Below are 24957 nucleotides of genomic sequence, written 5' to 3' on the forward strand. Positions count from 1 at the left end.
TGCCACGCAGATGAATGACCACGCTGCCCATCCTTGTGGTAGCCGGAACAGGTACCGACACCTGTCCGGACGCCACAAGCACGGGCAGCGTGGTCATCTGCGGCACGGCGAGCCCGGTCAGGGCTCGGTCGACGGAAGGCCCTCACAGCGCGCCGACACGACCATGACCGGGCTGTGCGCGTGTTGCAGGAGCGTCTGGCTGACGGAGCCGAGCAGCATGCCGGTGAAACCTCCCCGCCCACGTGCGCCGACGACCACGAGCACGGCTCGCTGCGACAGGTCGACGAGGGACCCCGCGGCATGACCGGACAGAACCCGCTCCTCGATGGGAAGGTCCGGGTGCTTCTCCCGCCATCCGGCGAGCACGCCGTTGAGCAGCCGGAGTCCGGCGGACGTGTCGGGCGCTCCGGACCGTGCCGAAAGACCATGACGTACAACGTGGACGGCGAGCAGCCGACCGCCTCTGCGGGCGGCCTCCTCGACGCCGAGCCCGATCGCGGCAGCGCCTAGCTGGGAACCGTCGACACCCACCACGACGAGCTCCTCCTCACGTGGGGAGAGATCGCCACGGACAACCACGACCGGGCTGTGTGACCGGCCGACGAGCTGGATGGTGGTCGAGCCGACGATCGCCCTGGCGACGGCGCCGGCTTCTCTGGTGCCGACGACGACCCAGGTCGCGTTCCTGCTCTCGTCCTCCAGCATCGGCAGGGCGAAGTCGGTACGGACCGCGGTCGTGATCTCCACACCCGGGGCGGTGACCTGTGCGGCCTCGGCGGCGTCGGCGAGCAGTTGTTCCGCGTGCGCACGCAGTCCACCCTCCGGTCCCATGCGCCACATGCCAGCGGGCACGTGCATGAGCGGCCAGGCGAACGCGTGGACGAGCCGCAGCGGGAGGTTCCGCCGATGCGCTTCGGCGGCGGCCCACCGTGCGGCGTCGAGCGATCCCGTCGACTCGTCGATCCCCACGACGAGCGGGAGTTCGGAGTTCGCGTCGTTTGCCGGCATGTTCCTCACCGTCCTTGGCTGGGGACGGACGGAAGGTCATCCCCGGCGCATCCGTCGTCGCCAGGTCCATCGCCTCTGGTCGCGCTGCTGCCTGCCACGTCGCCGGACGGCCGCTGCTCGTCGTCGAGGATGAACTCCTCGACTGGTCGCCTCGGCGTCGGTGCGACCTCGGGACCGTAGCCGAACCGGATCACCACCTGAGGTTCGATCCAGCCGGACGAGGGATCCCGGACGAGCCAGCGAAGTTCGGCGTGTTCGATCGGCTGGTTCACCAGCGAGGCGGCAAGCCCGTGGGTCGTCCCCACCACCAGGACACGCTGCAACGCCTGTCCCGCGCACACCCAGGTCTGCGGGTCGTCCCGCTCGGTCCACAGGACGGCGAGGGCCGGACGTGCCTCGAAGTGGGCGGACCCGCGCAGCTGATCGTGCGGTTCGACCGCCAGGTCGCGCACCGCTGACGGTTCCGCCGGCCGTGGCCCAAGGGCACTCGAGGGCACGCCGTCCCGGTCCCGATCCCCGCCCACCCACCGCTGCCGCTCCGCCAACCGGCGCGGGTCGTCGGCTTCGGCAATCTCGGCGTCTCTGGCGAGCTCGAGCAGCCAGCGGACCCGGTGGTCGTCCTCGACCCATTCGAGCTTGGCGCCCTCGCGTTCGGCGGCGTCGGACAGCTGCTCGCGAATCTCCGCAGGGATGGGCCGGTCGGCGAACGGCCATCTGTTGGTGTGGCGCCGGGAGAGGTAGGCGAACAGTTCGGCGGGGTCGGTCAGATCGCTGGTCGGTGGCTCGATCGTCACCTCGGCCGCGAGGGTGTCGCGCTCGGGATCAGGTGCCAGCCGGGTCGTGGTCTTGTGTCCGAGCGAGGCGGCCGCGACCCGGATGTTGAAGACGGCGGCACCCACGCCGATCATCGTCATCCGGCCCTCGGGGTCCTCGGCACGCAGTTCCCGGTCGGGGTCGCGGTGCACTTCGACGGTGCGGTGCCGGAAGCGGAACCGCCATGGCTGGGTGTTGTGCATGGACGGCGCAAGGATCGCCGCCGTGACGAGGATCTCGCGCTCGAGCGGCTCGAGTTCCTGGACGAGCACGATGACACCTCCACCGGGACCGGGACCACCGAGACAACCGAGCACGAAACTCAGGGACGGCCAAGCACGAATACCAGGGCGGCCGGCCTACTTCTGCAGGGTACGACGGTCAGGACCGACCTGACCCCCGAACGGACACGGCGGCGGAGCCGCCGTTGCGACGTTTCGCCCGATCCGGCCGAATCCGTTCACTTCCGTCCGTACGGGGTCACCCGCTCCGTGCCCTCCCGTCGTCCCGCCTCATCAGCGATGGTGGACGCCTCTCAGCGTCGTTCGGCGTGACTTCCTCGTTCAGCAGGCGAAGGTCCCACCCCGCCATGACCGAAGCCTCTGCGGTCCCGTCCCAGGACCCCACCACGCTAAGAAGGTGCGAAACGAGTCCCGGGCGATGACCGCTGCCCTGACCGCGCGGCGCTGAGGTCTGCACCTATGAGCAACAACTCTCCGACCCTTCACCTGGACCGCATCGACGCCGTACTGGTCGACGCCGACGACGTGGTGGTGGATACCGCACGTCTGCACGGCGCTGCATGGCAGAAGGTCTTCGACGGCTTCTTGCACCGTTACAACCAGCGGTCGGGCCTGGAGATACCCAGTTTCGAAATGTCGGCGGACTATTGGCGTTACGCCGACGGCCGTACCGGCACCGAAGCGGTCCGCAACTTCCTGACCGCCCGCGGCATCGCTCTGCGCGAGACCTCGACCGATCGCAACGCCGACACCGTGCAGTCACTGGCCGCCCGCAAGAACGCCAGGTTCCTCGAGGAACTCCGTGAATGGGGCGTGCGTACGTACGCCTCCGCGGTCGCACTGCTGCGCGACTTCAAGGATCGCGGGGTACGCACGGCGGCCATCTCGTCCAGCCGCAACTGCGCACAGGTTCTCGCCTGCGCCCACGCCACCGGGTTGTTCGACATCCGTGTGGACGGGATCGACGCCGCTCTTGCTGGTCTGCCAGCCGCTCCCGACCCGGCGACGCTGCTCGAAGCGACGCATCGTCTCGGTGTCTCGCCGCGACGCAGCGCGGTGGTCACCACGACTCCTCTCATGGTCGAGGCGGCTTGGAACGGCTGCTTCGAACCGATCATCGGGGTCGACCGGAGGGACGAGCGCAGCGAGCTCTACCGGCTGGGTGCTCACGTCGTGGTGAACGATCTCGACGAACTCACCGTCTCCGGTCGGCGTCAGCACCAGGTGCTCGCCCACCGGTAGTTCCGTCGCCGGCGGCCCGGAGCTCCCGCCACCTGCGACTTTCCCGTCATTGACCCGGCGTGCCGGGTCGCCCTCGGGTAAGGAGCAGCCGATGACAGCTGAGCAGCCTGCCATTCCGCTCGACCGGATCAGTGCGGTGGTTTTCGACACCGACGGCGTGGTCATCGACTCGGCGCGGGTCCATGCGGCGGCCTGGAAGCGAAGCTTCGACGAGTTCCTGCGCCGGCGGAACCGTGAGGCGGGCGCACGGCTGCGACCGTTCGACATCCGTACCGACTATCTCCACCACCTCCATGGCCGGCCCCACATGGACGGGGTCCGCGCCTTCCTGGCCTCACGTGGCATCACCCTGCCCGACGGGACCGCGCGGGCGATCGCGGCGCACGCGACACGGTATTTCCTGCAGGAGATCGACCGGTACGGCGTCGCCGCGTTCCGGAGTGCGGTCACACTCGTCCGTGAGGTGCGTGGCCGAGGCGCCCGCACCGCCGCCTTCTCCCCCAGCCCACACTGCGCCCGCGTCCTCGCGGCCGCCAAGGTGCAGAAGCTGTTCGATCTCCGGGTCGACGCCAGCACCACCGTCGGTCTCGACCCGACGGGCAGGCCGGAGGCTGTGCTGCTGCTCGAAACGGCCCGCCGGCTCGACCTCCCGCCACGCCAACTGGCCGTCGTCGCGGACTCCCTCGCCGGTGTGGAAGCCGCGCGGCGCGCAGAGTACGGCTTGGTCATCGCCGTCGCCCGCGACCCCGATCCCCCACGTCGCGACTGGGCGGCCACCCTCCGGGCGCGCGGTGCGCAGATCGTCGTACGTGATCTCGCCGAGCTCGCGGTCGTCGGCAGGAGACGTGACGTGGTGGTCCTTGACCCGTGACGGCGCTGGGCGGTCGGACGCAGGTCAGGCACACAGGTCACGGGCGCAGGACGTCGCACACCGGTCGGCGGGGAGTCGGAACCGGCCAACCTCCGACCGGGCGGCCGAACCGCAGGATGAGCTGCGGGAACCCCGGCAGGCCGAGCTCGTCCCTGACACGTGAGCGGAGGTCGGGCAGCTCGAGCGGTTGGTTGAAGTACGACGCCCCGAGGCCTTCCGCGGTCGCGGTCAGGAGTACGCGCAGCAACGCCTGACCCGCCCGCAACCAGTCCGCCGGCCGGTCGCCGCCAGTGGTGAGGACCGCCACCGTCGGTTCCGGCTCTGTCGGGTCGATCGCGGGCGTGGGGTGCGGTCGACCGCCGTGGTCCACTCCGCCGCGGACGTCCTGGCCAGCGGGCGTCATGTCGCCTCCGGCCGAAGCGTCCGGTCCGGGTGCTTCCGCCGGTATGCCCGAGCCGTACCTCGGCGCCTCGCCGCCCACCCAGCGGTCGAGTTCGGCACGGATCCGGGGGTCGGCCTGCTCGCGGCGATCGGCGAGGGCGACCAGATGGGCGAGATGTCGCCGCGCCTCAGGGTCACCGACCCAGCTGAGTGTCGCCGCCTCGAGCCTGGCGGCCGCGGTGAGGCCCTCGCGTACCGGTGCCGGAACCTGAGGAGTCATGCGTTCCCGGATCGTCCGGCGGGACGACACCTGCTCGGCGAGTAGCGTCTCCGCTTCGGTCGGCCGGTGCTCCGGTCCGACCGTCACCAGCGCGGCGAGATCACCGTGTTCGGCGCCGGGGAGCAAGGCGAGGCTTGGCTCTGCGCCGAGCACGCTGATGCCGAGCCGGATCGCGAAGACCGCGGCACCGACGCCGACCAGGAGCTGGCGGTCGTCGGGGTCGAGGACCGGAATGGCGCGCGAGCGGTCCGCATAGATCTCCACCGCGTTCGACCTGACCCGGAACGTCCAGGGTTGGGCGTTGTGGAGGGACGGAGCCATCCGCGCCTTGTCCACCAGGTCCTCCGCATGCTTGCGGAGGTCGAGGCTGACGAACATGCGTTCACCATGGTCGCGGCCCGCCGCAACCCGCCAGTGCCGAAGGTCCCTCAGGGTGTGTCCGCCACGGGCGTCCTCAGGTCCTGCCGGAGCAGGCTGCCGTTCCGGTTCCGCGGCAGACGTGGCACGAACTCCACCTCCGCCGGTGCGAGCGTGCTCAGTCGTTTCGCCGCGAACTCCAGCACCTCACTGCGCATGTCGTCATCTGGCGAGCGGTCCGGGTGGAGCGTGAGGTAGGCCTTGACGGCCTCGCCGCCGGCTGGATCGGGCTTCGCGACCACGGCGGCCTCGGCGACTGCCGGATGCTCGAGCAGGATGCGTTCGATGTCGTACGCACCGATCGGCGGCCCGCCGTCCCCGCCGGTGGCAATGGCGTCAGCCACCCGGCCGGCGTACCAGAAGTAGCCGTCGTTGTCCCGGCGGGCCAGGTCACCGGTGAGGTGCCATCCCGCTGTGAGGCAGGAGTCGATGCCCTCCGGTTCGCCGTCGCCGAGATAGCCGCGGAACAGCGACGGGCAACCCGGACGTACGGCGATCTCCCCCACCTCGTACGGGTCGTTGATCTCGCGTAGCTCACCGTCGACCAGCTCCGGGCGGCCGTCACTTCCGCGGCCCAGCAAGGCGACCTTGACACCGGGCATCGGCCGGCCCATCGACCCCGGCCGGATGTCCATGCTGGCGAAGTTGCTGATGGTGATCGTGCCGGTCTCCGTCTGGCACCAGGTGTCGTGCACGGGACGGCCGAACGCGTCCTGTCCCCACAACACCAACTCCGGATCCAGCGGTTCGCCCACGCTGGCGATGAAACGTAGCGCCGACAGGTCGTAGGACCGGGCGAGGTCGCTGCCCTCGTGCCGCATCGCACGCAGCGCCCCAGGTGTGGTGTACCAGACACTCACCCGCGCCTGCTGCAACAGTTCGTACGTCCCGCGTACGTCGAACGCGGTGGCGTCGGCCACTGCCGTCGCGCCGTGGGTCAGCGGGGCGACGATGCCGTAGGACACGCTGGCCGCCTCGACGCAGTCGGCGGCGCACCACACCACGTCACCCGCGTGCAAGTCCAGGGCGTACGCAGCCGTCGCATGCTGGGCGACCACGGCCTCGTGCGGGAAGAGCGTCGCCTTCGGGGGACCGGTCGTCCCTCCGGTGAAACAGACCAGGGCCGGATCGCTCTCGTCAGTGGGGGGAATCACGAACGACTCGTCCATGTCCGCGAGTGCCGCGTGCAGGTCGATCGTCTCGACACCCTCAGACTCGCCCACGACCAGAACGTGGGTCAGGTCCGGCAGACTGTCACGCATCGGCGCGATCCTGCGCTTGTACAGCTCTGCCGTCGTCACGAGCACCCGGACACCGGCGAGCTCCATCCGTGCACGGATCGCGTCGGAGTCGGAGTCAACGGGCAACGAACCGTAGACTCCACCGACCTTGAGGGCGCCGAGCGCGGTGAGATAGGTCTCCGGAACCTTTCCCAGCAACGAGAAGACCCGATGCCCCGCTTCGACGCCGAGAGTTTCCAGCAGACTGGCGAACCGGTTGGTCGACGTCCGCAGCTCCTCGTAGGTCAGCTCGGTCAGCTGGCCATGCGCGTCCCGGCAGCGCAGCGCCGCCTGCCGGGCGCGTTGCCCGGTGGCGTGCCGATCCACCGCCTCGTAGGCGATGTTGAGTCCGCGGCCCTCGGGGAGACCGGTCAGCCAGGTACGGGCGGCATCCCAGGAGAAGTCGCGCCGAACTCGTACATAGTCGCCCAGGTTGGGTTGCAGGCGCGCGCTGGCGGCCTTCGGCGCCCGCGGTCTCGGTATGCCCTGTCGCGGGACCGCTCTCAAGGCCATCCGTCACCTCCGGCGCCCTGCCTGCGTGGCAGGCGTGTGTGGATTGTCGGCGCAGCCTGCCTGCGTGGCACTGTGGCGGACGCCAACGCCAGGGTCCGTGCTGGGAGCGGGTGTCGGTAGAGACGAAGGTCCCCACGGGCCGGGAAGAGCCCCTGGCAGTTTCTCATCGGAGCTTCCTGGTCCAGCGCGGAGCGACCCGCTGCCATTCGGCCTCCCAGGAGGCGAGCCTGCGCCGGTCGAGCAGCCAGCGCAGCAGCAGGAAGCTCACCACCACGCCCAGCTCCATCGCCATCCAACTGGTCAGTCCGGTCGCGACGGCCTTGTCCGACACCTGGTCCGTACGGGGAGGGGGCCGGACGGCCTGGCCGGACTCGTTCACCCAGACGGGCACCTTCGTCCCGGCCGCCGTACCCGCCTTCGCCGGCACCTTCGCCTCGCGGAGTGACCCGTCGGGTGCCTTCCACCGCGCGCGGGCCAAGGTGGTGAGCGTGGTCGGCGCGGCCGGTTCGGACACCGCCGTCTCCGGGACGGTCTCGACCAGCGTCGCGCGAATCCAGTGCCCCGCCGCGGTCAGCTGCGCCGACTGCCGCAGGCCGTCGTCGTACGCCGTCCGTCCGACGCCGACCGCGAGCGGGATCGCCACGAGGGCGGCGACGAGCACGGTCAACAGGAGTAACCCCTCTACCCGGTCCGACGTGCGGTACATCGGGTTGCGCGTCCATGCGAGCCGCCGGGCGAAGGCCACCGCCCACCGGCCGCTCCGTCGACGAACCCGGCGTCGGACCATGACGACCTCCCCCGTCGCGCGCCTGTCGGCACACGCCCCCGAATCCAGCATTTCCCGACCGCCCGGGGCTCGAATGGGCCCAAGGTCTGCTCTGGGCCCGCCGAGGGACCCACGGACTCGCAACCCGCTCATATGGCCGGAGGCGGGTTGCGAGGCTGGGACCGACGGCGACTGACCTTTGGTGAGAGGAACACCCACATGCCGCGTCCGAACAGCAAACCGGCGATCGTGGTCGGGGTGGACGGTTCGGACAACGGCCTCCGGGCCCTCGACTGGGCCATCGACGAAGCCGCCCGACGCGGCGTCCGGGTGCGGATGGTGCATGCGTACCAGCGCACCGGAGTCCGCCACCACCTCAGTCCGCAGGCGAACATGAGCCAGATGTACGACGAGGGCAGGGAGGTCTTCACGGCGGCCCGGGCGCATCTCGCAGGAGGGCGGAATGCTGGTCGGGTCGTGGGAACGGCGCTGTACGAAGGGCCAGCGAGCGAGGTCCTGATCGACGCATCCAACCGATCGCCGCTCTGTGTCGTGGGGCGGCGTGGCCGCGGGCGGCTCGCGTCACGTGTCCTCGGCTCGACGTCGACGACGCTCGTGGCAAAGAGCGCGATCCCGCTGGTCGTCGTCCCGCCCGAGTGGGTTCCGGGCCAGGACGAGGGACGGCATGTGCTCGTCGGCGTCGACATCCCGCCTCACGACATCGGGCCGCTGGACTTCGCGTTCGCGGCGGCCCGGCAGGCCTCCGCGCCACTCGTCGTCCTGTGTGCGTGGGACCTGGGTGCCTCCGCAAGCCGCGGGGTGCGCAGTGCACTCGGCGATGTCCTCGGCGAGATCCTCGCGCCATGGCGGGCCAGGTTCGCCGACGTGGACGTGACGGTCGTCGTCGAGCACACCCATCCCGCGCCCGCGTTGGTCGCCCACGCCGAGCATGCACGCCTGCTGGTGCTGGGCACCTCCACCCGCCCACCCCGTCCGAGGTCGAGCCTCACCGCCCGGCCCGCGAGCCACTTCGGCGACCGGCAGGGCGGCGCGGTGGCCCGAGCCGTCCTGTGCGACGCGGCCGTACCTGTCGCGGTCGTACCGGCTCCGTGCGCAGTCGCTCCAGGTGCCCTGGGACAGGATGGCGTGACCCAGGAAGCCTTCCACCGGACCGACCCGCTGGCTCAGAGGGCCGGGTACTTCGCGAGGACCTCCTTGAGCCGGTCCACGAACGCGAGCGAGTCGTCGTAGGAGCGCTGCCAGATGTTCCGGCCGAAGATCAGGCCGACCGCGCCGGCCTCCATGGCGTGACGGGCCTTCTCCAGCATCGCTTCGTCGCCGGACTTCTCGCCGCCGGAGACGAGGACATAGGTGCGGTTCGCCGACCGGACAACAGCGTCGATCGCCTCCTGGGTGGAGAAGTCGCGGGCGTACTCCTGACGGACGGCCGTGTGCAGTTCGGGCCTCGGGAAGTTCACCTTCACGATGTCAGCGCCCAACTCGCTCGCCGTTCGTGCGGCGTAGTCGACCGCGTAGAAGGAGTCCTTGCCACCCTTGGAGTCGATCGCCGACCCGCGCGGATATGCCCACACGATCAGCGGAAGCCCGTAGTGGTGGGCGTCCTCACGGACCTGGTGGTACTGCGCGAAGTCCTGTTCCTGTGCGGGAGTGCCGACGTACATCGTGTATCCCACCGCGTCCGCGCCGAGCCGGACGGCGTCCGCCACGCTCGCGTGCACCGGTGAGAGGGCCTCGGCGTCGGACGGAATCTCGGTCTTGCCGTTGAGTTTCAGGATCAGCGGCACCTCGCCCGCGTAGTCCCAGTAGAACTTCTCGGCGAGACCGATCTGAAGAGCGATTCCGTTGAACCCGCCCTTCACCGCCAGCTTCGTGATGTAGGCGGGATCACCCGCTGCCGGGTTGACGAAGAAGTCGCGTGGGCCGTGTTCAAGACCCTGGTCGTAGGGCAGAAAGATGGCCGTCCCGTTGCCGAGACCGTGCCGGAAAAGGATGCGGTGCAGACGCGCCTTCTTGCCGGTGCTCAGACCGAGCTGGCGCAGTGGTGGACGGGTTGGCATCGCGTGGGCCTCCGGGTGCGGACTCGTGGTGCGGGTGTCCCCAGGTTTGTTGTCAGACAGGACTTCCCGCCAGGGGCGAAGGTCAGTGGTTCCCGGTCGTGTGTCCGGGCCGTTCGGCCCCTTGGCCTGGATCCGCGCCACCGAGGTCCATTCGGAAGGGTGGGTACTCGTCCCGCATCAGGAGTGCGTAGCCACTGACGCGGTAGATCCAGCGCTGCATGCCCATCTGGAAGTCGAAGAGACCGTCCGGATAGCGCGCCCGGAACAACAGGACGACGCCGGCGAACAGCGCCATCAGTCCGGTCAGGCCGATGTGCGCCGGCTGCCAGGGGGCGGACCACACGTGACCGTCCTCTGCGTACATTCCGCCGCCGGACCAGCCCGAGCTCACACCGTTGGTGAAGACACCGACCACCAGGTAGTGCGGTATCGCGAGCAGCCACCACTTCACCAGGACGAGCCCACGGGAAAGGCGCTGGGGATAGTCGACCGACAGGTCGGCCGGATAGTTCGGGTCACTGCCCAGCCGGAAAGGCGGATAACGGTCTGTGCCCAGCACAAAGGCGTAGAAGGTGACCCGCCAACTCCACCGGAGAACACCTTCGTTGAAATGAAAAATCTGCCACGGATAGCGGCCAGTCACAAGAATTGCGAACCACGCAACGATGGTCAGGACCAAGAACACGAACCACAGGACGAGCAGCACGATGTAGTGCGGCAGCGCGAGCAACCACTTCACGATCCACAGCCAGCGGCTCAGATCCACGTCACGCCGGCCCGCCAGGTGCACGGGATAATTCTGCATCTCATCGTTCCTTCCAGTCACGTGTCACGTCACTATTGCGACCGGCCGGATTCGACATCACTTCTCATCCCACATGGAGACATCCCTGGTGCTGCATCAAGCTACCGGGGTAATCGTCGCGATGTGCAACTGTCTGCCTGACTCGGACTTTCGTTTGAGGACACAAGCGCATCGGGCAGCGTTGAAACGTCAGCTGGAGCTGAGAAGAAGCTGAAAGAAAAAGGAGCGACAGAGCCTATGTCCAAGAAGTTCCTCGGCAGGATGGTCGCTGGCGCCGCACTGGCCGGTGCATGTCTGCTTAGCACTGCTCCGGGTGCCGCCGCCGCAACGGCCGACGGCGGCGGAGGCGATCATCACGAGAAGGGCATCATCAAGACCTTCCCGCAATGGGCGAAGCCGGGTCACGAGGTCAAGGTCCTGCAGATCTGCAGCAAGCCGCAGCCCAAGGCCTGGGCGTGGTCGGAGGTCACCGGCAAGGTCAAGCTGTGGCCGTGGAAGGGCCCTCTCCGGCCCGAGATGGTGGAAGAGTATGCCGCGCCGCCGAACGGCGATGCGATGTCTGAGCCCCGCAACGCCGTCCCCAACGGTGAGAAGAAGTGGGACAAGAAGAAGGCTGAGGCTAACGGCCTGAAGGACGGCGTCGGTGGCGACGAGGTCGACGGGCAGAAGGACGGCGTGAAGCGCAAGCACTTCGTCTACTGGGGAAGCGCGGAGATTCCCTCCTACGCTGACCCGGGCAAGTACAAGCTCAAGGGCTCCTGTGCATACGGTCACCTCTACGTCGTTCCCAACGGCGGGGTCGACGGTGGCGACGGTGGTACGAGCGACACCAACACCAGCCTTGCCGTGAGTGGAGCGGGCGTGCTCGCAGCGGCAGGCATTGGCGGCATCGTGATGATGCGGCGGCGTAGGACAGATGGCAGCATCGCCTAGCAAGGCGGCGCACAAGGCCGGCGCCGGTCATGGGTTCCCATGGCCGGCTGCCGGCGTCGCCGTCATCATCGCCCTCGCCATGGCCGGCACCGGTCTGCTGCTGGCGGCGTTCAACGCGCCCGTCCGCCAGCCACCCCAGCCCGTATCCGAAGCCGCGCCCACCGCATCCGCTGTCGCCGACGTCAACCGCGCGAAGGCAAAGCCCGCTGCTGGACTGGCCCGATCGGTGCCCATAGAGGTCACCATCCCGTCGATCGGCCTCGAGACGAGAATCATGACCCTCGGATTGAACGACGACGGCTCCGTGCAGGTCCCGCCCAGGAGCAAGGCCAACTTCGCCGGGTGGTACCAACGAGGAGCGAGCCCGGGCGAGATCGGTAACGCGGTCCTCGTCGGTCACGTCGACACGGCCAAGATGGGTCCGGCCGCGTTCTACAACCTCGGACTGTTGGAGCCTGGCGACACAGTTGAGATCACCCGCAAGGACGGCAAGGTCGTCGAGTTCACAGTCGACGGCGCTCAGTCCTACCCCAAGGACGAGTTCCCGTCCGGACTCGTCTACGGTCCGGCCGACCGGGCCCAGCTCCGATTGGTCACCTGTGGTGGCACCTGGTCAGAAGAAACCGCGTATCCGAACAATATCGTCGTTTTCGCCACCCAGACCGACGTGACGTCGTAGCAGCGCGTCGAGGGTGTCACGGTGCGTGCAAGGCCCACCTGCTCAGTAGTGCAGGTGGGCCGGTTCGGCCGTGACACTCTCGATGTCGTCGGCGGCGGCGTGGAGTAGTTGGTGTGACAGCTCCGACAGTGCCCTCGCGGCTGCCAGCTCGTCACCGATCATGGGCACGTTCCGGTCGCTCGGGTTGAGTCGGGCGGTGCCCTTCCCGGTGCGTGCGGTCCCGTTCGTCACCAGCCGCGCCACCGCACGGGTGCGGTTCTCGTGTTCGTCGATGGAGATCTCGACAGTCCAGGTCTTCGTGGCCGTCATGGTGATCGCCTCGTCCCTTCCTGGTCGACCGTCACGTGACGGGAGCGGGGTGGGCCGGATCGACGGTACGTCGATCCCGGAAAGGGAAGCGGGTGCGGCTCCGGTGTCGAAGCCGCACCCGCTGGCGCTGGTCGCCCCCCAGTGACCGGCGCGCTCCCTGGCACGGTGCCCATGTCCCATGCCACCGGGTATCTGTCCCCGTCACCCGGTGCCATGCCCCCCATCACCAGTGCCCTCCTCATGCCACCGGGCATCTGTCCCCGTCACCCGGTGCCATGCCCCGTTCCCCCGCTTCAGCTCCCGTCGCGCACCCTGCTGGTCGGTGCCCAGCTGGGAAGTGCCGTCCGTTCAGGCTGTTCGCTGCACGGGGTCGGCACGCGGCTCCGCTCGCTCCTCGTGGACGGGAACCGACATCTCGTGAAGGGCTGCAGATACGTCGTAGTGCGGAACTTCCGGGCATCGACCCCCGAGAAGGACATCGGGAGGCCAGACAGGTTGCGCCTGCCCGGACGTCGCATCGTCGCCATCTGTCATCCCTCCTCGTTCACGTGCCAGCCGACCACGGATGCGCTACCGCCCTTCAGGGGCGACAGGCCCGTCATGGTGGGCCTTTTGCCAGTCGGGCAGCCGCGACCGCTGCCTGCCCGAAGCTGATTCCTCCGTCGTTCGTGGGGATCCGCTCGTTGAGGAAGACGTCGAAGCCCTCAGCCCGAAGCGCGCCGACCACCGACGACGCGAGAAGGCCGTTGGTGAGGCACTCCCCCGAAACGCATACCGTGTGCAGGCCGGACTCCCGTCGGGCGTCGACGCACAATGCCGCCGTCACGGTGGCGAACGTCGCGTGCAGTCCGGCGGCCATCATGCTCGTGGGCGCACCGTCGGCGACTCCGGCAAGAACGGCGGCGAGGGTCGGTACCGGGTCGTACACCCGAAGCCCCGCCGCTGACACGATCCGCCACGGGAGTTCGGGCGCTCCGCCGCGCGCGGACAGCCCCCGCGCCGCGGCCTCGACGGCCACGGAGGGTTCATCGTGATACGTCGCGTCGTCGCGCAGTCCGAGCAGACTCGCCACCGCGGCGATGAGTTGGGCAGCGCTGGACCCTACAGGGCTGGAGCCGCCGGCGTGCAGCATCCTGCGTACCGTGTCGAGCTCTCGGACCGACAGCCGTTTCGTGAAGGTGTGGACGAGCTCGGGCGCGACCTGGGCACCACCCAACTGCTCGCCGGCGAGGAGGTAACCGAGCGCGAGACGAGCCGGACGCCGTACCGCTGCCTCCCCTCCTGGCAACGGTGCGGCGCCGAACCTCCCCACCCGCCGGTAACCGGAGAGATCGGCGATCAGCACCTCGCCGCCCCAGAACGTGCCGTCGTCACCCAGCCCGAGGCCGTCGTACGCCACGCCGATGAACGGACCGTCCAGCTCGTGCTCGGCCGCACACGAGGCGACATGCGCGTGATGGTGCTGGACCGCGATCCGTCGGTCGTCGGGCCACCGAGCCGCGTACTGGCTGGACAGGTAACCGGGGTGGAGGTCGTGCGCGACGATCGTCCCAGTCCCAGTCCCAGTCCCAGTCACGTCACCCGGTTCGGGTAGAGCACGCCCGGGTCCGCCTGGGACCCCGATCTGCGCGAGCCCGTCCTCGAAGACCTGCATCGTCGAAGCGTGGGACAGGTCGCCCTGCCGGCCGCCGATCGTCACCTCGTCATCGATCGCGACGGCGAAGGTGTGTTCGCGCTGGGAGCCGACGGCGAGGACAGGTTGTCCGACACCGTGACGCAGCCTGAACCGGCCGGGGACCTGGCCGCGACCACGACGAACGACGACCGGTCGGCCACCCACGACCGCGCCGACGCTTTCCTCGTGCGGCACCAGGACCGGCAGATCGTGTAGGAGGAACCCGTCCACGAACGCCGCCAGCCGGGCGAGCGCGTCGGCATCGTCGATCGCACGCGGCTCGTCCGTCCGGTTGCCGCTCGTGATCACCAGCGGGCGGTCGACGTCATGCACCAGCAGGTGCTGCAACGGCGAGAACGGAAGCATCAACCCAAGCCGGTCCGTCCCGGGGTTGGTCCCGGCGGCGAGCGGCACGTTTCCGGGCCGCGCCCTCACCAGTACGGTGGGGCGACCGCTGGAGACCAGCAGCCGTTCCTCGGCAGAGCTCAACCAGGCAAGGGATCTCGCACTCGCCAGGTCGCCAGCTAGCACCGCCAGCGGTCTCGTCCAGCTCCCCTTGGCCGCACGCAGGCGCGCCACCGCCCGGGGCACTGTCGCCGCGCATACCAGCTGGTAGCCCCCTGGGCCCTTCACCGCCACCACACCGCCGGCTTCGATCCGCTCGACCGCTGTGGAGACGGCTTCGTGGCCCCGGGGTTGGTCCGCATCCTCGGCGCCCTCGCGCCAGGTCGGCAGCGGTCCGCAGGCGGGGCAGGCGACGAAGCCGGCCTGGAAGCGTCTGCCCGTGGCCTCGTCGTGGTCGGCCTGGCAGTCACGACACATCTGACCCTGGGTGTGGGTGGACCCGGGCAGCGACGCGGGTCCGCACCTCGCGCAGGATACGAAGGGGTAGCGGTACCTCCGATCGCGCGGATCGAACATTTCGCGTACGCAGTCGGCACAGACCGGCCGCTCGGGTGCCGCCGCCGGTGGTGCTCCGCTCTGTCGGCGAGGAGCGGGGACGCGTGGGACACCGGTCAGCCGGGACGCGGCGAGACGCAGAGACTCGTCACGGCCGGTGTCCGCTCCGGCCGACAGCACCGGACTCACCACACTCCGGAAACCTGTGCCGGGCTGCGGTCCGTCACCGTTCAGCTCCGCGACCCCGATGGTCGACACCCGCGCCGGCGCGGGCGCGTCGGTCAACAGTCGCCGGTGCAGGTCGGACAGCGCACCCGCCGGTCCGGCCGCGTCGATCAGCACCTGGTCCCCGACCGTACGGACAGTCCCGTCGAGACCAAGCTCTCGAGCCAGCCGGCAGGTGAACGGGTGAAATCCCACGCCGTGCACGATCCCGCCGACCTCCAGCCGGGCATGCCGGCGAGGTTCGCTGCCGTTGGATGCCGCCCTGGATGACTCCTCGCAGGTCCCGCCCGCCTCGCCCGCCGTGCGCGCCTCGTCTGCCGGAGCCCCTCGGTGGCGCGGAGGTGGATGCACCGTGAAACCGCTCATCGCGACCGCACCGCCCCTGCCGGGTTGTGGGCGGCCTCGCGGACGAGGACGACCGGTCCAGCCGACTGGCAGAGCACCTCGTGCCCCACCTCTCCCAACCGTCCGAGGCGCCAGCCGGCCGTCCAGCCATCACCTGGTCCCAGCACCAGGAGGCTCGCCGTCACCGACTCCTTGACGAGGATCTCGGCCGGCTCCCCGTCGACGATCTCGGCAGTCATCGCCACAGACGGGAATGCCGCACGATAGGGCGTGAGGGCGTCGACCATCGCCAGCCAGCGCTCTCCTGTTGCCGCGCCCGGACCGTGACAGTGCAGGAACCGCAACGGAGCACCACGCACCAGAGCCTCGGCGAACACGAAGCCGAGGGTCTCGGGAGCGGGCCCTTCCGCATCCACCCCGACGACGATCGGTGCTCCCGGCGCCGCGTGCCCGCCCCCACGCGCCGGAACGGCGACCACCGGGCTCGACGGCTCCCGGGGACACCCGGCCGCCACCGAGCCGAGGACAGCCTGGGCGACCCGGCCGTGGGAGTGTCGACCCACGACGAGGAGCGCCGCGTCGCCGGCGATGTCGCTCAGCACCGCCACCGTCGCGCCGCACCGCGCGAACATGGCCACGGACAGCTCCGGGTACTCAGCCGCCAGCTGGGACGCCACCTGCTCCAGGCAACGCACCGCGCGATGCGCCGCCGCCCCCAACTCGTCGCCGTCAGCCCGGATCGAGCCCGAGGTGCCGGTCCAGCCCGTTCCTCCGGTCGACAAAGCACTCCCGTACGACGGCAGGAACGCATGGACCAACCACAACGGAACGCCGCGGATGAGCGCCTCCCTCGCCGCCCAACGCACCGGGGCGTCCAGCGTGGTCGGGCGCGACGCTCCGCCCGGAACGCCCACCACGATCGGCGTCCGAGCCCGTTCTCCGATCATCGACCAGGCCTCCCTGTCGCCGCGGCCTGTGCGGTCGTCCGTCGAGGCGCCCGGGCGATGTCGTGACGTGGGTAGCCGAGCCGCAGGACGATCTGCGGATGGTCGACGCCCATCGGCGTGCCGTGTACCCGTGCCCGCTCGCACAGTGGTTCGGCGGCGGAATCGAGGAAGACTCCGACGACTCCGTACAACAGTGCGGTGAGGAGTACGTGCTCGAGCGCCATGCCGGCGCGTACCCAGTCCGTGCGCGAATTGCCGGGCGTGGTGAGGACGGCCAGCGTGAGCTGCTGTTCGGCGCCCAGTTCGGCGAGCCGGGTTCCCGGCTGGGCGGGAATGAGGTGGTCACGCCCGGAGCGCGCGGTTTCGCCGGCCGACGCTGCTCCCGCAGCCTGTACCTCACCACCGGCAGATACGTCACCACCGGCCTTCGCGACCAGCTGGCGGACCCGCTCGAGCTCGGTCGAGGTGAGCACGCGGAAGTAGCCACCTTCGGCCTCTGCCGCGTCCTCGAGCCGAGTGATCAGCGAGAACGGCAGTCGCCAGTCGCGGTACGGCCCGGGATCGATCGGACGTTCCCGGATCGCGTCGTACAACGTGAGGTCCTCCGGCGCGGGCGGACGCCGGACACCGATGTGGACGACAGCGGCAAGATCGGCGACGGCCGGGGACGGCTGGACCTGGACCCACGCCTCGTGCCCGGCGGCCCGGATCGCGAGCGTCGCGTCGTATGTCGCGGCTCCGCACGAGATCGACCGGACGCGGCCGCTGGGATCGTCGCCTTTCGTGGGACCCTCCTGCCCCCATACCTCGAGGCGGTCATCGGCGAAGGCGAACCGCCACGGCGGGGGCGACTGGATCGGGGGTGTTCGGGAGGCGGCGTCAGTCGCCAGCTGTTCTTCCTGCGCGGTCAGGACATGGCGCCGAGGCATGTCTAGAAGCGTCCTCGGCGGACACGTCGAGCCCCCAGAGTCCCGAGGCTCTTGCCACCGGGGCGAAAGGCCCTCCTCAAGCCACTGCGACAGAGCCCCCAAGACGTACCTTCCGCCAGTGGTGATCAGGCTTCGTACGCCGGCGACAACGTCGCGTTGTGTGCCACCGCCCGGATCGCCGCTTCGAGCTCCTCGGCATCGCGTCCGTCGAGGTCAGCCTCCAACAGGGGCAGCACAATCTCGTCCTCGACCATGAAGTGCAGGCGAGCGACGGCATAGAGGCCGTAGAGGATGCGCCGCAGGTTGGTCCACGTGCCGTCGTTGTCACCGAGGGGCAACGCGCGTCGTGCCTCGTCCAGCTCCGCCGTCATCCGCGCCAAGCTGACATGCTCGGCCCGGAGGACGTCGACCGGTGTCGATGCCTCGGCCGCAACCTCCAACGCGGGATACAGGATCTCGTCCTCGACAGCAGTGAAGGGCAACAGCTCATGGGTGAGAAATCCGACGGCACACGTAAGTCGATCCCAGAGCTCCAGGACGGACCCGCTCTCCATCTGGTCGGCAGTATGGCGCAAGGCGTCCAAAGAGGCCGCGAACTCCGCATGCTTGCGGCGTAGCTCCATCAGCTGCACCATGGGTTCCTCCTTCGGGACCGGCCTTCGATCACTCTCAGCATCCGCCGTCACCGCACAGGCTTGCCGTGGTCGATGGTCCTGGTACGCCGGGCGATGGTCCTCCCCGAGGCGCCGATGGTCCCGTGTCAGGGCCGGATTGCCGGGTTCGCCAGATACCCCCCGGTCCCGTCCCCGGCTACGCTCCGCGACCGCGGCCGGAGCTGGCTGGGCCCGAGGGAGCCGTCAGGGACGTACAACGGCGACCGGGGAGGTGGCGTGATGCAGCACACCCTGGCTCACCGAGCCGAGCAGGAATCCGGGATGACCAAGACCGCCTCGGGCGCCTACGACGATCAGGCTCGCCTGCAGCCCTTCCTCGAGGAGACCGTCCACGGCATGGGACGGGCGGATGACCCGCTCGACCGGAACGTCGGGATACTTGTCCTGCCAGCTGGCCACGGCATCGAGCATCGCCGTCGTGGCCCGGTCACGGCAGTCGCCGGCGGGGCCCGGCTCGCGCAGCCGGCCGGGCGGCGGCCGGCGACACCACACCGCCCGCAGCGGCAGCCCGTACCGGCTCGCATGGTCGAACGCGTACTCGAGCACGCGGTCGGACTCCTCGCCACCGTCGATCCCCACCACCACGTGGCCTTCTGGATAGCCCGCCCTGCCGCGGACGACAATCACCGGACAGCACGCCGCGGCGGCGACCGCCGAACTGACCGAGCCCAGGACGGCACCCGTCAGCCGGCCGAGGCCGCGGGTACCCACCACCATGAGATCGGCGCGTGCGGACTCCATGAGCAGCGTGGGGACGCGCTCACCCTCGATCGTCGCGCCGCTGACGGACAGGTCTTCGGCGCGTCCGGCGGTCCTCGCGAGCGCGTCGGCCAGGATCTCGCCCGCCGCGGCCGCCAGCGCGTAGGGGCCGTAGGCCACGGGGACGTCCCACCCGTCCATCGCGGCGGGCCGGCCATAGACGTGGACAAGGCGCAGCGGCGCCCGCCGTGTCCGTGCCTCAGCGAGTCCCCAGCGAATCGCGGCCGCCGTTGCCGGCCCTCCGTCGACGCCCACCGTCACCGGCCGTTGCTGGCCCCCCATGGTGACTCCCCCCGTCCGGACAGCGCTTCAGTCCGAATGCCTGTGAACGCTACGAACGACAGGCGAGGGGATGGCAGGGGCGAAGGATGCCCGGGCGAGGGCCGGACGACCCGGCGCGCCGACGGGAGGGTCCGACGCGCCGATGCGGAGCAGTGGCCGTGCCTACTCAGGCGGGCCGAGAGCGCGGTCCTTCCGGCTGCGTTCCACAGCGAACACGGCCGCCTCGGTACGGCGTTCCATGCCAAGCTTGCGCAGCATCCCCGACACGTAGTTCTTCACCGTCTTCTCGGCCAGGAACATCGACTGGGCGATCTGCCGGTTGGTCATGCCGGCCGCGATCAGGTCGAGGATGCGGCGCTCCTGATCGGTGAGCGCGGCATAACGCGGGTCCTCCTGTTCCGGCCCCCTGCGCAGCCGCTCGAGCACGGCGGCGGTCAGTGCCGGATCGACCATCGACTCACCCGTGGCCAACCGGCGTACGGCACCCACCAGGTCGTTGCTGCTCACCTGCTTCAGCAGATAGCCCGCGGCCCCCGCCATGATCGCGTCGAAGAGCGCCTCGTCGTCGGAGAACGACGTGAGCATGAGACATGCCGGCGGCGGGTCCATGGACGACCGGATGTCCCGGCACACCGTCACGCCGTCACCATCTGGCAGGCGCACGTCGAGCACGGCGACGTCGGGACGCAGAGCCGGGACCCGGGCGCGCGCCTGTGACGCGGTCGACGCCTCGCCGACCACCTCGATGTCGTGCTCCTCTTCCAGGAGTTGGCGCAGCCCGACCCGAACCACCTCATGGTCGTCCAAGAGGAAGACCTTGATGGTCATCCGGTACCTCTTTTCTCCGTGTCCACGTCGTACCTCCGCTGCGACCGTTCCGCCGACCGCGTCGTCACCATGGCGCCACCGGGCTGATGGCCGGCAGGTCGTCACCGGGACGACGTGCCTGCGGCAGCCGTGGAGCGCCTTCGGCCGCCGGGTCGGCGGGTCGGACGCCGGTCCTGCGGACGGCGCCCGGCGCTCCCGCGGGCACCATCGTCGCCGGTCTTGGGGCGGCGGGTACGACGGCGATCGGCGCAGTGAGCCGTCGCATCGCACCGTACCCCAATGCCGCACCAAGACTCGCGATCGGCGGAGATTCCACCTGCTCTCCACCACCGCGCGCGATCTTCGGCTGGCGCAGCGGCGCGGAGGTGATCGGCATGCCCACGACGAGCAGCTCGGCATCCCGGGCGAGTGCCGTCAACGGTTCACCGACGTCGAGACCGGTCCCTGCCGTCGTGGCCGCGCCCACCGCCGGCCGACGCCTGTTTCGCTCGTCCATCACCGGTTGGGGAACGGGGCCCTCCCACACGTCCGCGCCCGACCGGGCAGCCTCGGACGTGGCGAACCGCCTCACGTCGGTGGCCGTCTCGCCGGTCACACTGGCAACGACGACTCGGCCTCCCCTTCGCCCCTGGTCACGGCGGCGGCCATTCCCCACACAACGGCGGAACACCCCGGTCCGGGACGGAACAGCCACGACCGGGCAGATCGGCATCGCGTCGGCGCGTGCCCACAGGCTCGCCAGCAGATCGCCGGCCAGCCGCCCATGCGCACGGAATCCGACCACGATGAGCTCGGGTTCGGCGACGGCGTCGGCAAGGACCATTGCTGGTGCTCCGGAGGCCACCCACGCCGTCGCCGCGACACCAGGCACCTCAGCTTTGGCGGTCCGGACCCAGTCCTGCGCCGTACGCCAGGCGCGGTTGCGTTCCGCGCACTCCAGCTCCCGCCCGGTGTGAGCCCTCCCGGGCTGGTAGGCGTGGCAGACGACGAGAGGACACCGGCGGTCCCGGGCCGCGCGTGCCGCCCAGATCACCGCTCCTCGTGCAGACGAACCGTCGTGGACACCGACGACGATCGCTCCCGGAGGCGGAAGCCCGCGACTGCCCATCGACTGCACCTCCTCCGACCGATACGTAGTCCTGGTGCCGTCGGTTCCTCGTACGCTCCTCGAGCGGGCTCGTTCCTCGCCGAGCACCCCGCTCACTCGGTCACCGACCGACACAACGGCCCAGCCGAAAGGCTTTCGTGAGAGAGTTCCCACCAATAGAGACCAAAGTCCCGCCGGCCGAGGCCATTGCGCGGTACCACGCGCGGGACCATCGCGGCGAGCGTTGGTCGCCAGACCTGGCGGGCGGCAGGAGCGTCGCTCGGCACCCGGTCACCGACTCACCTGGCTCCGCCAGGCGCGGCACGCGGTAGTTGGACCTTTTTCTCCCGCCCGGTGACCTTGGTCCCTGCGTTACCAGGACATCGGGGCGCACCGTGGAGAGCGAGATCGCCCGACATTTCTGGCGGTGACGAAGGAGCCGAATGTTCGAAAGCGCAGGGCTCGAGGTCCTCGAGCCCTCAGAGAGTCTCCGGCTGTTGGGTGACGTACCCATCGGCCGGATCGTCTTCACCGACCAGGCGATGCCTGCCGTCCAGCCGGTGAATTTCATCATCGACGGCGACGCCGTGCTCATTCGGACCGCTCCGGGCTCGAAGCTCGATGCCGCCGCCCGCAACGCCATCGTCGCGTTCGAGGTCGACGACATCGACCAGGACAACGAGCGTGGATGGAGTGTCACGGTGATCGGTCACGCTGAGATGGTGACCGACGAGGCGGAACTCGCACGGGTGTCGGGTCTGCCCCTGCGCAGCTGGTCGCCTGATGAGCGGAACCACCTGATCCGGATCCGGATGGAGATCATCCAGGGCCGCCGGATCGTGACCATGCCCGCGCGGCTGGTGCGATAGGCCGCCGACCACCTAGGGGCGTCGGGCTTGCGGGTACGGACTCAGACCAGCCAGCGCCGACCGCAGACGAACGGCTGCGCGGTCCACAGTCTGCCGACACCCCAGATCTCGCCGGCACCCGTGCTGGCCAGCACGACCAGCGCCAGCGGGTACACGAAGGGGAAGCCGCCGAACGGGCTGTCCCAGCCGGTCGCCCAGGCGTACATCGTGAAGGTCACGACGAGGAACGTCCCGACAGCCGCCGAGATCCGTAGCCCGATGCCGAGGGCAATGGCGATGCCCAGCGTCACGACCAGCCCGACCGCGACCACGGCAAGCAGACCCCACGCCACCGTGACCAGCCGGCTGTCCTCGGCGAACGCGTTGGCCGCCTGGAACCCTGCCCAGGCGAAAGCCCCACCAGTTGCCAGCCGAAGACCGGCGAGACCATGAGCCGCCGCGCCGCCGGGCCTGGTCAGCCATCCGATCGACGCACGACGCGACGCCGGAACGAAGACGCGGGTCGCCGAACGCTGCGCCGGTATGTGCGGCGTCGTCGGCATTTCCGCCGGCCGGTCGCGAAGCGACATGTGCCCTCTCCCTGCGAGAGACTCCTTTTCGTACCAGACCACTCTGGGGACCTCGACGTCACCGGCACCGCTGCCAGAGGTCACACGGGATCCGCCGATGGTCCATGAGGACAAGGACCGGCGCCCCAGGACGAACTTGGCATCCGTGCCGGACCCGACGAGATCAACAGGGAGGTATTTGTTCCTAAATGGGATGTTCGGCGAAGTCGTCAGGCCGGACAAGCGCGGGCGAGACGCTTTTCATCTTCGCCATTGCCGCACCTGGTACCGATACCAGAATTAGCGCGATGGTGCCCTGAACTGCGCGAATACGTTCATGGGACAGCACCGGGAACCTTTCTGTGCAATGGAAACCTGGGGTGCCCCAATTGGGCGTAGGTTTACGCACCGCGATCCTGCGGCGTGGTCTAGCCTGATGGTTGATTTAAGTCGTAGGAGGCTCCCATGGACTCCGACTCCTCGCCGGGTCCTGACCCCAGGGAGGCCCGGACCCTGCACGACCTGGTGCTGCCCGACCTGAGCCGGCTTCGCCTCGAGACGTTGTTGCGCGAGCTGGTCGATCGGGCTGACCAGTTGGTCGAGAATGAACGCCGCGTGCACCGGCTGCTCGACGCCGTGGTCTCGGTGTCGAGCAACCTCGCCTTGCCTGAGGTTCTCCACCGCATCGTGCGGTCCGCCTGCGATCTGGTCGGCGCCCAGTACGGAGCAATCGGGGTCATCGGCCCGGACCGGACGCTCATCGAGTTCACCACCACGGGAATCAGCGAGCAGAAGCGCGAGGAGATCGGCCATCTGCCGACCGGCAAGGGAATACTCGGCCTGCTGATCAACGAGCCGCATCCCTTGCGGCTGCACGACCTCACCCACCATCCCCATTCGTCGGGGTTCCCCGCGAACCATCCGCCGATGCGCTCGTTTCTCGGCGTACCAGTCCTCGTCCGCGGCGAGGCGTTCGGCAACCTCTACCTGACAGAGAAGCAGGGTGGCGGCGACTTCACCGACGAGGATGAGGAAGTCGTCATCGCGCTCGCCGCCGCGGCCGGCATCGCGATCGAGAACGCGCGGCTCTACGACGTGTCCCGGCGCCGCGAGAGCTGGCTTCTCGCCTCGACCGAGATCACCGCCCAGCTGCTGAGCGGCGCCTCACCCGGCGAGACGCTCGACCTGATCGTCGAGCGTGCCCGGGCGGTCGCGGGCGCGGAGTTGGCCATGCTCGCGCTCGTCGACGAGCAGGGCGGCGACCTCGTCCTGGAAGCCGTTGCCGGACCACAGGCGGAGCGCCTCCGCAAGGAACGGGTGCAGACGGTAGGGACCCCGATCGGCGACGTCATGCGCACCAGCCGGCCCTACGTCTTCGACGGAGATGCCGCCGCCTTCGGCTGGGACCATGACGGCGGCCGGGCATCCCAGCTCAAGGGCGGCTCCATGCTGCTCGTCCCACTGGCCTCAGGGCCGCACATGCTGGGCGTCCTGATCGTGACCCGGCCCGACATCCAGGGCGCGTTCGACCCGTCCGACATGCACATGGTCACGACGTTCGCCGGCCACGCCGCCCTTGCACTCGAGTTCGCCCGCGCGCAGGAGGACCGGGGCAGGCTCGCCGTCTTCGAAGACCGCGACCGGATCGCCCGCGACCTGCACGACCACGTGATCCAGCGACTCTTCGCCGTCGGGCTCGGCCTGCAGGGCATTTCCCGCCAGGTCGTACGCGTCGACCTGGCCGACCGGGTGAGCGGATACGTGCGCGACCTCGACACGACCATCCAGGAGATCCGGCGGACCATCTTCTCCCTCCAGGAACGCGCCGGTGACCGCCGCAGTCTCCGCGGGCAGGTGCTGGAGATCGCCCAGGACGCCGCGACGTCGCTGGGCTTCGAGCCGCGGGTTGCCCTCGAGGGCCCGCTCGACTCTGCGGTTCCCGACCCGATGCGCCCGGAAGTGCTGGCGACCCTGCGCGAGGCGCTCACCAACGTCGTTCGGCATGCGCACGCCAGCCACGCTGACGTGCTGATCCGAGCGGACGTCCTGCACCGGGTCTTCCAACTGCATGTGACCGACAACGGTGTCGGTGTGCCCACCGACCCGCCGCGCCGGAGCGGCCTCACGAACATGACAGAGCGTGCGACCCGACTCGGTGGTTATCTCACCATCGAGCCTCGCCCGCAGGGTGGCACCGTCCTCGTGTGGCAGGTTCCGCTGGAACCGTGAACACGGCCAACGGGCACCTCCGCGGATACGACTCACTTCCGCT

The 24957-nt window shown here is 69.4% G+C and carries 23 protein-coding genes; 7 read left to right on the top strand and 16 right to left on the bottom strand.

The window, feature by feature from the left end:
* Positions 1–117: 117 nt before the first annotated feature.
* Positions 118–1008, bottom strand: coding sequence for a universal stress protein (locus ABNF93_RS15040; RefSeq protein WP_349328642.1), 891 nt, complete (start codon positions 1006–1008; stop codon positions 118–120).
* Between the two features lie 5 nt (positions 1009–1013).
* A complete protein-coding gene (locus ABNF93_RS15045; RefSeq protein WP_349328643.1) occupies positions 1014–2093 on the bottom strand; it encodes an Acg family FMN-binding oxidoreductase in 1080 nt (359 codons plus the stop codon).
* A 429-nt stretch (positions 2094–2522) separates the two neighbouring features.
* On the opposite strand from ABNF93_RS15045, the gene ABNF93_RS15050 reads away from it, so the two are divergent.
* Together ABNF93_RS15050 and ABNF93_RS15055 are read left to right on the top strand one after the other, a co-directional pair.
* Positions 2523–3305, top strand: coding sequence for an HAD family hydrolase (locus ABNF93_RS15050; RefSeq protein WP_349328644.1), 783 nt, complete (start codon positions 2523–2525; stop codon positions 3303–3305).
* A 91-nt stretch (positions 3306–3396) separates the two neighbouring features.
* Positions 3397–4176, top strand: a complete 780-nt coding sequence (locus ABNF93_RS15055; protein ID WP_349328645.1) for an HAD family hydrolase — start codon at positions 3397–3399, stop codon at positions 4174–4176.
* Positions 4177–4213: 37 nt separating this feature from the next.
* On the opposite strand, the gene ABNF93_RS15060 is transcribed toward ABNF93_RS15055, so the two are convergent.
* From ABNF93_RS15060 to ABNF93_RS15070, 3 genes are all read right to left on the bottom strand, one after another.
* A complete protein-coding gene (locus ABNF93_RS15060) occupies positions 4214–5215 on the bottom strand; it encodes an Acg family FMN-binding oxidoreductase (protein ID WP_349328647.1) in 1002 nt (333 codons plus the stop codon).
* 50 nt (positions 5216–5265) lie between these two features.
* Positions 5266–7047 (bottom strand): AMP-binding protein, encoded by a 1782-nt coding sequence (locus ABNF93_RS15065; RefSeq protein ID WP_349328648.1) that lies wholly within the window; start codon positions 7045–7047, stop codon positions 5266–5268.
* A gap of 163 nt (positions 7048–7210) precedes the next feature.
* The gene (locus ABNF93_RS15070; protein ID WP_349328649.1) at positions 7211–7834 is read right to left on the bottom strand and encodes an Rv1733c family protein; all 624 of its coding nucleotides are present in this window, start codon (positions 7832–7834) and stop codon (positions 7211–7213) included.
* A 198-nt stretch (positions 7835–8032) separates the two neighbouring features.
* On the opposite strand from ABNF93_RS15070, the gene ABNF93_RS15075 reads away from it, so the two are divergent.
* A complete protein-coding gene (locus tag ABNF93_RS15075; protein ID WP_349328650.1) occupies positions 8033–9064 on the top strand; it encodes a universal stress protein in 1032 nt (343 codons plus the stop codon).
* On the opposite strand, the gene ABNF93_RS15080 is transcribed toward ABNF93_RS15075, so the two are convergent.
* On the bottom strand, positions 8998–9891 hold the full coding sequence (locus tag ABNF93_RS15080) for a class I fructose-bisphosphate aldolase (RefSeq protein ID WP_349328651.1): 894 nt from the start codon (positions 9889–9891) through the stop codon (positions 8998–9000). The two genes, ABNF93_RS15075 and ABNF93_RS15080, sit on opposite strands and share 67 nt — an antisense overlap.
* Positions 9892–9973: 82 nt before the next feature.
* Entirely contained in the window at positions 9974–10696 is a 723-nt protein-coding gene (locus tag ABNF93_RS15085; protein WP_349328652.1) for a DUF4389 domain-containing protein, read from the bottom strand.
* Between the two features lie 237 nt (positions 10697–10933).
* Here ABNF93_RS15085 and ABNF93_RS15090 point away from each other — a divergent pair, with 237 nt between their 5' ends.
* Both ABNF93_RS15090 and ABNF93_RS15095 read left to right on the top strand, forming a co-directional pair.
* Positions 10934–11629: a GVDTG sorting domain-containing protein gene (locus ABNF93_RS15090; protein WP_349328653.1), complete on the top strand. Its 696-nt coding sequence runs from the start codon at positions 10934–10936 to the stop codon at positions 11627–11629.
* Complete coding sequence (locus tag ABNF93_RS15095; protein ID WP_349328654.1) at positions 11613–12308, top strand: class F sortase; 696 nt, start codon at positions 11613–11615, stop codon at positions 12306–12308. The genes ABNF93_RS15090 and ABNF93_RS15095 overlap by 17 nt, the downstream gene beginning before the upstream one ends.
* Positions 12309–12350: 42 nt before the next feature.
* On the opposite strand, the gene ABNF93_RS15100 is transcribed toward ABNF93_RS15095, so the two are convergent.
* From ABNF93_RS15100 to ABNF93_RS15135, 8 genes are all read right to left on the bottom strand, one after another.
* Positions 12351–12617 (bottom strand): DUF1876 domain-containing protein, encoded by a 267-nt coding sequence (locus tag ABNF93_RS15100; protein WP_349328655.1) that lies wholly within the window; start codon positions 12615–12617, stop codon positions 12351–12353.
* Positions 12618–13215: 598 nt separating this feature from the next.
* Positions 13216–15783 carry a Kae1-like domain-containing protein gene (locus ABNF93_RS15105; RefSeq protein WP_349328656.1) on the bottom strand — a complete coding sequence of 856 codons (2568 nt, stop codon included), beginning with the start codon at positions 15781–15783 and terminating at the stop codon, positions 13216–13218.
* Positions 15780–16709, bottom strand: a complete 930-nt coding sequence (locus ABNF93_RS15110; protein ID WP_349328657.1) for a universal stress protein — start codon at positions 16707–16709, stop codon at positions 15780–15782. The genes ABNF93_RS15105 and ABNF93_RS15110 overlap by 4 nt, the downstream gene beginning before the upstream one ends.
* Positions 16706–17638 carry a nitroreductase family protein gene (locus tag ABNF93_RS15115; RefSeq protein WP_349328658.1) on the bottom strand — a complete coding sequence of 311 codons (933 nt, stop codon included), beginning with the start codon at positions 17636–17638 and terminating at the stop codon, positions 16706–16708. The genes ABNF93_RS15110 and ABNF93_RS15115 overlap by 4 nt, the downstream gene beginning before the upstream one ends.
* 125 nt (positions 17639–17763) lie before the next feature.
* On the bottom strand, positions 17764–18273 hold the full coding sequence (locus ABNF93_RS15120; RefSeq protein WP_349328659.1) for a hemerythrin domain-containing protein: 510 nt from the start codon (positions 18271–18273) through the stop codon (positions 17764–17766).
* A gap of 222 nt (positions 18274–18495) precedes the next feature.
* Positions 18496–19353, bottom strand: a complete 858-nt coding sequence (locus tag ABNF93_RS15125; protein WP_349328660.1) for a universal stress protein — start codon at positions 19351–19353, stop codon at positions 18496–18498.
* 162 nt (positions 19354–19515) lie between these two features.
* Positions 19516–20181 (bottom strand): response regulator, encoded by a 666-nt coding sequence (locus ABNF93_RS15130; protein WP_349328661.1) that lies wholly within the window; start codon positions 20179–20181, stop codon positions 19516–19518.
* Between the two features lie 64 nt (positions 20182–20245).
* Complete coding sequence (locus ABNF93_RS15135) at positions 20246–21289, bottom strand: universal stress protein (protein WP_349328662.1); 1044 nt, start codon at positions 21287–21289, stop codon at positions 20246–20248.
* Positions 21290–21711: 422 nt separating this feature from the next.
* Here ABNF93_RS15135 and ABNF93_RS15140 point away from each other — a divergent pair, with 422 nt between their 5' ends.
* On the top strand, positions 21712–22137 hold the full coding sequence (locus ABNF93_RS15140; protein ID WP_349328663.1) for a pyridoxamine 5'-phosphate oxidase family protein: 426 nt from the start codon (positions 21712–21714) through the stop codon (positions 22135–22137).
* Between the two features lie 41 nt (positions 22138–22178).
* Here ABNF93_RS15140 and ABNF93_RS15145 read toward each other — a convergent pair whose 3' ends face one another.
* The gene (locus ABNF93_RS15145; protein ID WP_349328664.1) at positions 22179–22706 is read right to left on the bottom strand and encodes a hypothetical protein; all 528 of its coding nucleotides are present in this window, start codon (positions 22704–22706) and stop codon (positions 22179–22181) included.
* Positions 22707–23150: 444 nt separating this feature from the next.
* Here ABNF93_RS15145 and ABNF93_RS15150 point away from each other — a divergent pair, with 444 nt between their 5' ends.
* The gene (locus tag ABNF93_RS15150; RefSeq protein ID WP_349328665.1) at positions 23151–24914 is read left to right on the top strand and encodes a GAF domain-containing sensor histidine kinase; all 1764 of its coding nucleotides are present in this window, start codon (positions 23151–23153) and stop codon (positions 24912–24914) included.
* The last annotated feature ends 43 nt before the right edge of the window (positions 24915–24957 follow it).

This window comes from Actinopolymorpha sp. B9G3 (assembly GCF_040120725.1).
GTDB lineage: Bacteria > Actinomycetota > Actinomycetes > Propionibacteriales > Actinopolymorphaceae > Thermasporomyces.